The sequence below is a fragment of the Comamonas badia DSM 17552 genome (assembly GCF_000484635.1).
Lineage (GTDB): Bacteria > Pseudomonadota > Gammaproteobacteria > Burkholderiales > Burkholderiaceae_C > Comamonas_C > Comamonas_C badia.
The window spans coordinates 752,733-764,822 of the sequence record NZ_AXVM01000001.1 but is presented as its reverse complement, the minus strand read 5'-3'; the positions used below and the strand labels follow the sequence as shown (position 1 = coordinate 764,822).

The following is a 12,090-nucleotide window of genomic DNA, read 5'->3' as shown; positions in this document are numbered from 1 at the left end:
GTTGGCTGGGTTCGCGCGCATGGCTGGTTCAGGAAAATAAGGGTGCCCGGCCTGGTGTAGTGGCGATGGGGGTGTGCGGCGGCGGTGACCCGTGCGCAGGCTACATTTGTGCGCATGAATGAATCGAGTGGCAAGGCATGCCTCCCGGCGGGTGTGGGGCGGAGCAGCTTCACCCCCGCCGTGCGCATGGGCCTGTCGATCGCGGTGGCGACGGGCCTGTACGGCGTTTCATTTGGCGCGCTGGCGGTGGCGGCGGGTCTTACCGTGGCGCAGGCCATGGTGCTTTCCTTGCTGATGTTCACCGGTGGCTCGCAATTCGCCTTCATCGGCGTGGTTGCGGGTGGCGGCAGCGCCGCTGCGGCGGTGGGCGCGGCCAGCCTGCTGGGCGTGCGCAACGCCGTCTATGGGGTGCAGATGAACCACCTTTTTCTGCCGCGCGGCTGGCGCAAGGTGTTGATGGCGCAACTCACCATCGATGAATCGGCCGCCACCACGCTGAGCCAGGACGGTGCGGACGAGCAGCGGCGCGGCTTCTGGACGGCGGGGTTGGGCGTCTTCATTCTCTGGAATGCCTTCACGCTCGTGGGCGCGCTGCTGGGCGATGCGCTGGGGGATGCACGCACCTGGGGGCTGGACGGTGCGGCGGTGGCGGCCTTCCTGGGGCTGCTGTGGCCACGCCTCAAGGGCCGCGAGCCGGTGGCGCTTGCGCTGGCGGCAGGTTTTGTCACAGCGGCGGCCATCCCCTGGGTGGCGCCGGGCGTGCCCATCCTGCTCGCGGCGGCGGCGGGCGCGGTCTGGGGCTGGTGGGGGCATGCGCGGTGACGCTCTGGCACGCGATTCTTCTGGCGGGGTTGATTGCCTTTGCCACCAAGCTGCTGGGCTATGCGGTACCCGCGCGCTGGCTGCAGAACCCGCGCATGCACCGTGTGGCGGGCGCGCTCACGGTCGCGCTGCTGGCCGCGCTCACGGTGATGAACACCTTTGCCGCTGGCACGGCGCTGAGCGTGGACGCGCGCCTGGTGGCCCTGGCCGTGGCGGCACTGGCGCTGTGGTGGCGTGCGCCCTTTCTACTGGTGGTGGTGCTGGGGGCCGCGGCTTCAGCCCTCGTGCGATGGTGGGTGTAAAACCGGGTCGTTACTGGAGAATGCAATGGATTACCCGCTGATAGCCGATGAATTTGCCTTGCTCGACCGTCTGCTGCCCGAGCCCTGCACGCGGGTGATCGAGCTGGGTTGCGGTGCGGCCGGGATGGCGCAGCGCCTGCTGCAGGCACACCCTGCGATGCACTACCTGGGGCTGGAGGTGGACACGGTGCAGATGAGGCACAACCTGCGGCAGGTGCCTGAGCGCATGCGCTTCATCGAAGCCGGTGCGCAGGCCATCCCGGAGGCGGCGGCGCAGTTCGACCTTGCGTTGATGCTCAAGTCGCTGCACCACGTACCCATCGCATTCATGGATCAGGCGCTCGCCGAGGTGGCTCGCGTGCTGCGCCCGGGCGGGCATCTTTACGTTTCCGAGCCGGTGTACGACGGTGCGTTCAACGAAGTCATCAAGGTTTACAACGACGAAGGCTTGGTGCGTGCCGCGGCGCAGACAGCGCTGGACAGGGCGCTCGCGCAGCAGCCATCGTGCTGGCAGCAGGTGGCCGAGGAGTGGTTTGCCACGCCGGTGCGCTTTGCCGATTTCGCCGATTTTGAAAAACGCATGATGCACCCGAGTTTTGCCGATCACCCTGTCGACCAGGACCTGCGCGCACGCACGCTGGCCGTTTTTGCGCCACACTGCACCCCGGTGGGCGCGCCGTTCGAGCGCCCCATGCATGTACGGCTGCTCAGGCGTGTGGCTGTTGGATGAGGCAAGGACGACCGGCCTTCACCGGCCATGGCACGGTGATTCCGGGGTAAAGACCATGCGCCGTTCGACGCACCGTCGAAGCCCGTGATCGCCCGATGCAATGCACGATGGAGAGGATAGATATGCACGACGATTTGTACAAGGATGCCACCGCCCTGCTGCAGGGTGCGGGGCGTGCCAGCCGCCGCAGGGCGCTGGGCCTGATGCTGGGCGCCGGCTATGCGGCGGCGGCCGCGCCGGTGATGGCGCAGACCGCCATCGACACCCCGTCCGATGGGCTGGAGGTGGGCGAGGTCAGCTACCCGTCCGGCAATTTCCAGGTGCACGCCTACCGCGCCGCGCCCAAGGGCAAGACGAACCTGCCGGTGATCCTGGTGGTTTCGGAGATTTTTGGCGTGCACGAATACATCGCCGATGTCTGCCGTCGCCTGGCACACGCGGGGTATCTCGCGATCGCGCCCGACCTGTTCGAGCGCCAGGGTGATCCGATGAGCTATGGCGAACTCGCCAAGCTGATGAGCGAGGTGGTCGCCAAGGTGCCGGATGCGCAGGTCATGGGCGACCTGGATGCCACCGTGGCCTGGGCGGGCGCGCATGGCGGCGATGCGAAGAAGGTGGGCATCACCGGTTTTTGCTGGGGCGGACGCATCACCTGGCTGTACGCGGCGCATGCGCAGGTTTTGGCGGGCGTGGCCTGGTATGGCCGTCTGGCGGGGCAGGATACCCCGCTGCAGCCCCGGCAGCCCCTGGCGCTGGCCGCGCAGGTGAAAGCGCCGGTGCTGGGCCTGTATGGCGGCAAGGATGAAGGCATCCCGGTGGCTACCATCGAGCAGATGAAGGCGGCGCTGGCCAAGGCGGGCGCGCCTGCCAGCGGGGCGCAGTTCGTGGTTTATCCTGATGCCCCCCACGCCTTCCACGCCGACTACCGTGCCAGCTACCGCAAGGATGCGGCCGAAGATGGCTGGAAGCGGGCCCTGGCCTGGTTCAAGCAGCACGGGCTTAATTGAATACCAATGAAAAAAGGCGCCTGGGCACACAGCACAAGCGCAAGCAGCAATGTTATTGATAGCAATCATCGGCGCCACTCTGGCCGCCGGTATCGGCAGCGTATGGCTGGCAGCCATGCTGCTGCTGCTGGGCATGGATGGGCGCTGGCGTATCGGGCCGCAGCATCTGCTGAGCCTGGCGGCGGGTGCCCTGCTCTCCACCGCGTTCATGGCGGTGCTGCCCGAGGCGTTTGAAGACCATGCGGCGCAGCCGCTCTTTGCCACGCTGCTGCTGGGTCTGGTGCTGTTCTTCATTCTGGAGAAGGCCGAGCTCTGGCACCACGGCCATGAGCATGGCGCGCATGGCGATGCGCCACATGAAGAAGGCGAGCACGATCACGGTCATGACCACGTCCATTCCACGCATGGCCGCGGTGGCTGGACACTGATTGCGGGCGACAGCCTGCATTGCTTTGGTGACGGCGTGATGATTGCCTCGACTTTCGTTGCCGATTGGCGCCTGGGTCTGGTGGCGGCGCTTTCGGTGCTGGCGCATGAGGTGCCGCACCATGTGGGCGATCTCGTCGTGCTGCGCCAGGGCAAGCGCCGCGCGGCCTTGCTGAAAGTCTCACTGGCCGGCGCGGCCACGGCGCTGGGCGGCGTGGCGGGCTATTACATCGTGGGCCGCTGGGAGGCCGCCTTGCCCTATTTCCTGGTCGTCGCCGCCAGCAGTTTCATCTACGTGGCGCTGGCGGATTTGATCCCGCAGCTGCAGCGGCGCATGTCGGCCGCGCAGGCGGTGGTGCAAATCCTCTGGCTGCTGGGCGGCATGGGGGCGGTGATGCTGGTGAGAAGCCTGGCGCACCACGCGCATTGACGCCTGCGGCGCCGGACCATTGGCCCGGAATTTGACCCCTCGAAGCGGTTGGACATCCAGGCGCATGGCATCCGCGCCGCGCCGCGCGCTGCCAGTCAGTCTCGCCCCGCAGCATCAATGGCGGCTGCAAGCCGGTCAGGGTGTGTGAACATCACCTCATGGCTGCCGGCCAGCTGCACCAGCCGGTACAGCCCCAGCCGGCTGGACATGCGTGGGTGCCAGCCCCATTCCGGCCCCTGGGGAAGGGCGGTATCTTCCGTGCATGAGATATAGCTGCGCGGAATCTGCAGGGTAGTGAATTTCTTCAGATCGAGCTTGTCCACGAAAGGTTGGTAAGGCTCGGACGAAAGCAATGCGTATGTACGCTGGGCAGTCTCCAAGTCTGCGTCATTGATGAAGGCCTCGCGCCAGATCGGAAAAGGCAACGTCACGCTGTTGTCGCCGCTGGCGCCGGCAAGATCGGCAAACAACGCCCGATAGTGCGGCGGCACGTTGTCCAATAGCGATTCGCCATCCTGGAGCACGAAGGCATTCCAGTAGATCAGGCGACGCAGCCGCTCAGGCACCGCCTCGGCCACCTTGGAAACAATCGTGCCGCCATAGCTGTGGCCCAGAATCACCACCTCCCTGAGGTCATGCTGCACGATGTAATCCACGATCGACTGCGTGCACTGCGCATGGTTCACGCTTTTGTCGGCGTCGTGCCCATGCCCCGCCACGGTCGGGGTATGCACCTCGTGACCGGCATTGCGCAGCAACGCCGCGACCGGCTCCCAGAGTTCGCCCGTGTGCCAGCTCCCGTGAACCAATACGTACCGCATGATGTGCTCCTTCCGTTTTGAAAGCACCGATGGTAGAAACGACGTTCGATATCGGCTATCGGAAACGCGCAGCCACATGCGCGAAAACGCAGCTTCTGGATCAGGCTTTTCCCTATTGACGATAGTCAGCCTCGAATGAAAATTCAAACACCGGTTTGCACTGTCCTATGCCCTCGATTTTTCCATCACTCCTGATTAACGGAATCGACTTGAAGCGCGGACGGCTTTTCGAGACGCATGACGTGGACGAAGCGCGAGACATGTGCGGCCGGGTATTCAGCCCCCACCAGTTGCACATCACGCGTCCCCGGCAGCAACTGCACGCGAGCATGGATAGCCTGCCCTTTGGCGCCATGTCCATCAGCCGTCTGACCTGGGGAGCGGCGGTCGATGTGGACCCGCAGCGCCTGGGCAATTACTACCTGCTCTGTATCGGCCTGAGCGGCACCGCCTCGTTCGAAGTCGGGCGCGAGCGTGTGCAAGTCACCACGAACCACGCCGGATTGGTCAGCGCCGCACCGCGGTTCAGATTTTCGGCCTCCTCTGATTTCGAACAGCTGGTTCTGCGGCTGGAGCGCCCGGCCATCGACGCGGCCTGGCTGGCGCTGAGTGGGCGCCCAGCCTCGGTGCCGATCGATTTTGCCGGCTCCATGGCACTGGATGCGCCCGCATGGAGCGCACTCGGCCCCTTGTTGCACACCGTGGCCGCAGGGCTGCGAGGCGAGTTCGATGGCATGGCGCTCAGGCACCTGAACGTCTGCTTGGAGGAGCAGGTATGCACCACACTGCTGCTGCTCCATCCTCATAATCAAGTAGAAAAGATGGATGCACGTGGCCAGCCAGATTCGTTGCTGCAGCGCCGCGCCGAGGAATGGATGCTGGAGCGCATCGACCAGCCGGTCACAGTGACCAGCGCAGCCCGCGCCTGCGGCGTGGCCGTCCGCACGCTGCAGGCAAGTTTCCAGCGCGTGCGTGGCATGGGGCCGATGCAATGGCTGCGCCGCCAGCGCCTGGACGCCGTGCGTACGAGCCTGATGACCAGCAGGGCGCCACGCCAATCAATCGCGCAGACCGCGATGCAATACGGTTGGACCCATCTCGGGGAGTTTTCCCGGGCCTACCGGTCGGCGTTCGGTGAATCCGCCCGGGAAACGCTTGGCAAACGCCACTGAGCACGCCTCAGTCGCCGATCAGACCGCGAGGAATTCCCGATGGCCAGGGGTCGGTCTTGCAATCCAGCGAGGTAACCATGGTGCCCATCGTTGAATGCCAAATGGATGGGATCTAATGGTTTTATGCTTCTATTATGATAGCTTATAACGCATGTTGTATAAGGGCTAAGTCGCTAAATTCCAGTATTGATTTTTATATTCCAAGCACTTCCGGGTGCAATTTTTCATACGCGGCCGCCAGGCTGGGATCGAGCTGGCGCACCTTCTCGTGGCTGATGCGCCCGGTGCGCGTCATGTAGTCATAGGCGAATTCAATGGCGTTCTTGTTCGGAACGAGTTCGTCCATCTCCTCGTACCAGCGCATGCTGCGGTTGGCTGCGTCCCAGATCTTCTTCATCGTCGGCATGCGCAGTTCATGAAAGCGATTCAGCGCCGCCGGCACGTCGTCGCCCGTCTCCTTGAACGCGTTGCACAGCGCCACGGCGTCCAGCATCGCCATGCGCGTGCCCGAACCGATGGAAAAATGCGCGGGCCTGAGCGCATCTCCCATCAGCACCACGTTGTCGAAGTGCCAGCGTTCGTTCCAGATCACCGGAAAATTGCGCCAATAGGAGTTGTTCGAGAGGATGGGGTGGCCATCAAGCTCCTGGGCGAAGACCTTTTCACAGTAACGCATGGCCTCGTCGTTGCCCATGCGGTCAAACCCGGCGCGCTTCCAGGTCGCGTCGGTCACTTCGACGAGGAAGGTGCTCATCGATGGCGTGTAGCGGTAGTGGTGGGCGCAGAACACGCCCACGTCGCTGGTATGAAAGCTCAGGCTCAGCGTGTCGAACGGCTTGGTCGAGCCGCACCACATGAACTTGTTGGGGCGCAGGTCGGTACTGGTGCCGAATTTCTCGCGGTTTTCCTCGCGCACCCAGGAGTTGGCCCCGTTGGCGGCCAGGATCAGGTCGGCGCCCGCGAGTTGCGAGAGCGAGGTGATCTCGGTGTCGAACCGGATCGTCACGCCCAGGCCCTCGACGTGCTGGTACAGCAGCGAGAGCATCTCCAGGCGCCCGATGGCGGCGTAGCCATTGCCGGCAATGGCTACGCCGGTGCCGTTGTGGTTGATCGTGATGTCCGCCCAGCTTTCCATGTGCGGGCGCAGGTAGTTGTAGAGCTCGGCGTCGTCGATGCGCAGGAAATCGAGCGCATTGTCCGAGAACACCACGCCAAAGCCCCAGGTGGCGTTGCGTGGGCCGCGCTCGTGGATGGTGATGTCATGGCGCGGGTCAAGCCGCTTCATGAGCGAGGCGAAGTGCAGCCCGGCCGGGCCGGCGCCGATGATGGCAATCTTCATGGTGTTTCCTTCGGGATCAACGCGTCGCGGATTCCTGCGCCAACTGGTCGGTGATGATCTGGCGCAGTTCGCGCTTGAGTACCTTGCCCACCGGGCTGGTGGGAAGGCTGTCCACGATTTCCAGGCGCTCGGGGATGTTGAACGAGGCGACCTTGATGCGCTTCATGTAGGCCACCATCTCGCCGAAGCTGAACTGCTGGCCGGTCTTGAGCACGACGAAGGCGCAGGCCTTTTCGCCGAATTCCTTGTCGGGCATCGCGACGAGGCTGGCCGTCTGCACCGCCGGGTGCTGCACCAGGATGTTCTCGATGTCCTCGCAGTCGATCTTCTCGCCGCCGCGGTTGATCACGTCCTTCTTGCGCCCCTCGACGTAGAGCGTGCGGCCCACCTTGCGCACGATGTCGCCCATCTTGTAGAAGCCGTCGCTGGTGAAGGCGCTGGCGTTGACCTTGGGCGCGTTGTAGTAGCCGCAGATGGTGTAGGGGCCGCGCGTGACGAGCTCGCCTGGCGTGCCGTCGGGCACCTCGTTGCCGTCTTCATCGACGATCTTGATCTCGTCGTATTCGCTGACCGGCTCGCCCGAGCTGTTCAGCAGCAGGTCTTCGCTGGCATCGAGCGGCGTCATGCTGATCAGACCCTCGGCGGTGCCATAGACCTCCTGCGGAATGACGTGCAGCTCGGCCATCATGCGGCGGCGAAACTCCGGCGGCATGCGCGTGCCGCCGTTTTGCACCACTTTGAGCGAGCTCAGGTCGTAGTTGCCTATGCTCGGATCGTCGAGCCAGCGCGCCACCAGCGGGCGCACCGAGGCGATGACGGTGACGCCTTCCTTTTGCACCACCGAGAAGATGTCGGCAGTCTCGGTCGAGGGGCACAGCGCAACCGTGCCGCCGTAGCAGAAGGCGGCGAGCATGCCGGGCGAGCACAGGTTGTAGTTGTGCGCCAGCGGCAGGATCGGCATGAACACCGTATCCGCATCGAAACGGGTCGCGGCACCGCACAGGCGGGCATTGAGCACGTAGTCCTGGTGCGTGCGCGGGATCAGCTTGGGCAGCGATGTGGTGCCGCCGCTGAGCAGGATGGTGCCGACGTCTTCCGGGTCGATGCGCGGCGCGGCCAGGCGCTCGGCGCGGTCCTGGATGGCTGCGCCCTCGGCCATGAGCCGTGCATGGCCGAGTTGTCCGCTGCCCGGTTCGCCGACGATGACGATGGTTTTGAGATGCGCGAATTCCTGCTTCAGTTGATCGCCCAGCACGCGGTAGTCAAAGCCGCGGATGGCGTCGGGTGCGATATACGCCACGGCCTGCGAGGCGCGGGTGAAGTGGCGAATCTCCGTCTCGCGGTGCGCGCGCAGCGCCATCACGGGGATGGCGCCAATGCGCACCAGCGCCAGGTAGTACAGGACGAACTCGACGGTGTTGGGCAGGTGCAGCACCACGCGATCGAGCGGCCTGAGGCCGTGTGCCAGCAGCGCCGCGCCCAGCACTGCCGTCTGCTCGTCCAGATCGCGGTAGCTCAGCCGTGTGTCACCGGCGACGACGGCCGTTTTGGCCGGCGTTCGCGCGATGCTCGCCGCCATCATGTCCCAGAGCGTCTGCCCGCTCCACAGGCCCGCATCCCGGTAGCGTTGCGCCTGATCCTGCGGCCAGAAAATGCATCCTTGCAGCATGGTGTGTCTCCTTGTGTGCCGATGGGTTCAGACGGCTGCCGGCCCAACGGTGAGCAGGACTTCACCCACGCCTTCGATGTGGCCATGCAGCTTGTCGCCGCTGACCACCGGCCCCACGCCTTCCGGCGTGCCGCTGTAGATCAGATCGCCGGGCTGCAGGTGATAAAAGAGCGACAGGTCGGCGATGATCTCGCGGATGTTCCAGATCAGCTTGTTCACGTCCGAGTGCTGCTTGACCTGGCCATTGACGCTCAGCTCTATCGCTCCCGACTCGATCACCCTGCCAGGCATGGGGACGATCTCGCTGCAGACCGAGGAGTGCTCCACGTCCTTGCCCAGGTCCCAGGGCCGGCCCTTGTCGCGCGCCACCAGTTGCAGGTCGCGGCGCGTCATGTCCAGGCCGCAGGCGTAGCCGTAGATGTATTCGTGCGCCTGCGCGACCGGGATGCGGAAGCCGGGCTTGCCGATGGCCAGCACCAGTTCCATCTCGAAGTGGTAGTTCGCCGTTTCGCTCGGGTAGGGCGTGGTGCTGCCCGAGGGGGTGAGCGTGAACGGTGACTTGGTGAAGTAAAACGGCCGCTCGACGCTCTTGTCCACAGGCCTGCCCATCTCGGCGGCGTGGGCGTGGTAGTTGCGGCCAACGAAGAACAGGCGCTGCACGGGCAGCCGCTGGCTGCCGCCACGTATGGCGACGGAAGGGGTGGGAGCCGGAGCCCAGAGGTAGTTGTCTTGTGCCATGTCGGTGCTCATTGGAGGAAGATCAGGTGCCGCTGATGCGGTGCGCATGCAGGGCTTCGAAGATCGGCGTGTCGCTGAATCGGAACAGATCGAGTTGCGGCGCGTCCTTGCCGCATTCGGCGGTGAAGCTCTGCCACGACGGCACGACGAACATGTCGCCGCGCTCGACCTGCCAGCGCTCTTCTCCCACCTGCACGCTGCCCTGGCCGTTGAACACCTGGTAGACCGAGGAACCCACCTCACGGCGCGACTGAGTGGCAGCGCCGCTTGCCAGGCGGTGCATTTCGCAGCGGATGGTGGGCATCACGTCGCGCCCGTTGGTCGGGTTGCTGTAGCGCACCGCGGCGTGGCCGGGGCTGAGCGTGACGGCATGGCCTTCGGCTTCGAGCCTGAGTTGCTCTGTGAGCGCGCGGTCGGTGTCTGCCCAGCGGTAGGCGAGCAGCGGCGAGGTGGCGCTGTCCTGCATCTGCGACAGCGGCCGCAGGCCCGGATGCGCCCACAGGCGCTCGGAGCGCGAGAACGCGGGCGTGCCCAGCTCTGCCTTGGAAAGCGTCTCGCGGCCAAGCTCGAAGAACTGCGATTCGGTGTAGTAGGAAAACGGAATGTCCAGGCCGTCGATCCAGGCCATGGGCGCGGTGGCGGCGTTGTGGTGCGCGTGCCAGTTCCAGCCGCCCTGCGGCAGGAAGTCGCCGCGCGACATGCGGATGGCGTCGCCGTTGACCACGGTCCAGACGCCTTCGCCCTCGACGACGAAGCGGAAGGCATGCTGCGTGTGGCGGTGCTCGGGGGCGTTCTCGCCGGGCATCAGGTACTGGATCGCGGCCCAGAGCGTGGGCGTGGCGTAGGGCCGGCCGCCCAGGCTGGGGTTGGCCAGCGCGATGGCGCGGCGCTCGCCGCCGCGGCCCACGGGTATCAGGTGGCCGGAACGCTCGGCGAGCTCCAGCAGCCGCTTCCAGCGCCAGAGATGCGCGCTGGCCTTGCTCTGCGGGTGCGCCGGCATCAGGTCGCCGATCTGCGTCCACAGCGGCACCAGCAATGCATCCTTCATGCCCTGATAGAGCGCATCGAGCGCAGGCGAGGGGTCTGGCTGGTTCTGCGCTGCGACGCTCTTCCAGTCGAGGGACGCAGGGTGCGGGGCGTTCATGGAGAGCTCCTTTGTGCTGCCGGGTGAGCCGCGTTGGGTGGATCGTAGATCAAAAGTAAACTGATGACAAGTACACTGATGATAATTTTTTGTCCCATGCGGCACTGGACCTGTCCGGGAGTACGGTATCGGCTGGCTGCCGCACGAACCCGCGAAGGTGCGAGGTGCGCCGACTATGATTGAACCCATCTCTCGCCTGAACCATGAAGATCAGCCCCGCCGAAATCGAGCACTATCCTGGTTACTTCATCCGCCGCCTGCAGCAGATGGCCGTGGCGTTGTTCGCGGAGGAAACGCAGGACTGGGGCGTGACGCCCGTCCAATACGCGGCCTTGTCCGCGGTGTCGCGCCACCCGGGGATGGATCAGCGCACGCTGGCGCAGCGGATTCGCTTTGATACGTCAACGATAGGCAGCGTGATCGACAGGCTGGAAGCGCGGGGCTGGCTGGAGCGGCGTCTGAACCCGGGGGACAGGCGCGTGCGCCTGCTGCACGCCACGCCAGAGGGCGTCACGCTGCTCCAGAACGCCGAGCCGGCGGTACTGCGTGTGCAGCAGCGCATCCTTGCGCCGCTGCCTCCGGAAAAGCGAACCCAGTTTGTGCAATCCATGATGACGCTGGTTGCGGCGTGGGATGCCGATGCGGGGCCGAATGCGCCCGGACCGGCGTCTGGCGAAGCGGAAGGCACGCGCAAGCGGGGGCGTCCGGTTCGTCAGCACTGACCCTTCAGCCAAGCGGGATCAAGGCTCCTGCATGAGCACTTCTCGCACTGCCGCTACCTGGCGGCGGGAAACGGGCAGAACGTCGGTGCTGCCGCGCAGCCGCACCGCCCAGCCATCGCCCTCGCCCAGCTCTGGATGGCGTTCGAGTGCGCGCAGCGCGTGGCGCGCGACGAGGAGGCTGCGGTGGATGCGTACCAGCTCCTGCGGATGCCGCGCCTCCAGATCCGTCAGCGCGCCGTCGATCACGTAGCTGCGCGCGGTGGTTTTCAGCGTCAGGTACTTCTGCTCGGCGCGGATGTAGAGCACTTCGGCCAGCGGTATGCGCTCCGTGCGTCCCTGGTCGCTCACGAGCAGCGTGGGGCCGTCATCCTTCGCTGCCGGCACCACGGCGGGCGGCTTGATCGAGCGCCCCGCCTTGGCCAGCGCCTGCCGCAGCCGCTGCAGGCGCACGGGCTTGGTCAGGTAATCGGCGGCGTCGATTTCAAATGCCGCCAGCGCGTGCTCGGCATGCGCGGTGACGAATACGATCACCGGCGGCGCGGGCAGGCGCTGGATCTGGTGCGCCAGCGCCATGCCGTCCTGCCCGGGCATGTGGATGTCCAGCAGCACCGCGTCAAACGCCGGCGGCTGGTGCAGCAGCGCCAGCGCTTCTGCGGCGTGGCTTGCGTCGAGCACTTGGTGGCGCGTGTCGCATTCGGCCAGCAGCGTGCGCAGGCGCTTGCGCGCCAGCAGTTCGTCGTCCACGACCAGGATGCGCACGGGTGGGCC

General features: G+C 65.4%; 13 protein-coding genes. 7 read left to right on the top strand and 6 right to left on the bottom strand.

Annotation, left to right across the window (positions count from 1 at the left end; genetic code table 11):
* Nucleotides 1-114 precede the first annotated feature (114 nt).
* From K320_RS0103635 to K320_RS0103615, 5 genes are all read left to right on the top strand, one after another.
* Complete coding sequence (locus K320_RS0103635; RefSeq protein ID WP_051384820.1) at nucleotides 115-822, top strand: AzlC family ABC transporter permease; 708 nt, start codon at nucleotides 115-117, stop codon at nucleotides 820-822.
* Complete coding sequence (locus tag K320_RS0103630) at nucleotides 819-1,124, top strand: AzlD domain-containing protein (RefSeq protein WP_024537519.1); 306 nt, start codon at nucleotides 819-821, stop codon at nucleotides 1,122-1,124. The genes K320_RS0103635 and K320_RS0103630 overlap by 4 nt, the downstream gene beginning before the upstream one ends.
* A 25-nt stretch (nucleotides 1,125-1,149) precedes the next feature.
* A complete protein-coding gene (locus K320_RS0103625) occupies nucleotides 1,150-1,854 on the top strand; it encodes a class I SAM-dependent methyltransferase (protein WP_024537518.1) in 705 nt (234 codons plus the stop codon).
* Between the two features lie 122 nt (nucleotides 1,855-1,976).
* A complete protein-coding gene (locus K320_RS0103620) occupies nucleotides 1,977-2,861 on the top strand; it encodes a dienelactone hydrolase family protein (protein WP_024537517.1) in 885 nt (294 codons plus the stop codon).
* 49 nt (nucleotides 2,862-2,910) lie between these two features.
* A complete protein-coding gene (locus K320_RS0103615) occupies nucleotides 2,911-3,717 on the top strand; it encodes a ZIP family metal transporter (protein WP_024537516.1) in 807 nt (268 codons plus the stop codon).
* Nucleotides 3,718-3,812: 95 nt separating this feature from the next.
* Here the strand turns inward: K320_RS0103615 and K320_RS0103610 are convergent, their stop codons facing one another.
* Nucleotides 3,813-4,538 (bottom strand): alpha/beta fold hydrolase, encoded by a 726-nt coding sequence (locus tag K320_RS0103610; protein WP_029695773.1) that lies wholly within the window; start codon nucleotides 4,536-4,538, stop codon nucleotides 3,813-3,815.
* 167 nt (nucleotides 4,539-4,705) lie between these two features.
* Here K320_RS0103610 and K320_RS0103605 point away from each other — a divergent pair, with 167 nt between their 5' ends.
* Entirely contained in the window at nucleotides 4,706-5,710 is a 1,005-nt protein-coding gene (locus K320_RS0103605) for an AraC family transcriptional regulator (RefSeq protein ID WP_084301151.1), read from the top strand.
* A 193-nt stretch (nucleotides 5,711-5,903) separates the two neighbouring features.
* Here the strand turns inward: K320_RS0103605 and K320_RS0103600 are convergent, their stop codons facing one another.
* From K320_RS0103600 to K320_RS0103585, 4 genes are read right to left on the bottom strand one after another with little or no spacing between them, the layout of a single operon-like run.
* Nucleotides 5,904-7,049 (bottom strand): FAD-dependent monooxygenase, encoded by a 1,146-nt coding sequence (locus K320_RS0103600; protein ID WP_024537513.1) that lies wholly within the window; start codon nucleotides 7,047-7,049, stop codon nucleotides 5,904-5,906.
* Nucleotides 7,050-7,065: 16 nt separating this feature from the next.
* Nucleotides 7,066-8,718 (bottom strand): (2,3-dihydroxybenzoyl)adenylate synthase, encoded by a 1,653-nt coding sequence (locus tag K320_RS0103595; protein ID WP_024537512.1) that lies wholly within the window; start codon nucleotides 8,716-8,718, stop codon nucleotides 7,066-7,068.
* A 27-nt stretch (nucleotides 8,719-8,745) separates the two neighbouring features.
* Nucleotides 8,746-9,456: a fumarylacetoacetate hydrolase family protein gene (locus K320_RS0103590; RefSeq protein ID WP_024537511.1), complete on the bottom strand. Its 711-nt coding sequence runs from the start codon at nucleotides 9,454-9,456 to the stop codon at nucleotides 8,746-8,748.
* A 22-nt stretch (nucleotides 9,457-9,478) separates the two neighbouring features.
* A complete protein-coding gene (locus tag K320_RS0103585) occupies nucleotides 9,479-10,600 on the bottom strand; it encodes a cupin domain-containing protein (RefSeq protein WP_024537510.1) in 1,122 nt (373 codons plus the stop codon).
* A 203-nt stretch (nucleotides 10,601-10,803) separates the two neighbouring features.
* Between K320_RS0103585 and K320_RS0103580 the strand changes: the two genes are divergently transcribed.
* Complete coding sequence (locus tag K320_RS0103580; protein WP_024537509.1) at nucleotides 10,804-11,322, top strand: MarR family winged helix-turn-helix transcriptional regulator; 519 nt, start codon at nucleotides 10,804-10,806, stop codon at nucleotides 11,320-11,322.
* Between the two features lie 18 nt (nucleotides 11,323-11,340).
* On the opposite strand, the gene K320_RS0103575 is transcribed toward K320_RS0103580, so the two are convergent.
* Nucleotides 11,341-12,081, bottom strand: coding sequence for a LytR/AlgR family response regulator transcription factor (locus tag K320_RS0103575; protein ID WP_024537508.1), 741 nt, complete (start codon nucleotides 12,079-12,081; stop codon nucleotides 11,341-11,343).
* Nucleotides 12,082-12,090: the final 9 nt, after the last annotated feature.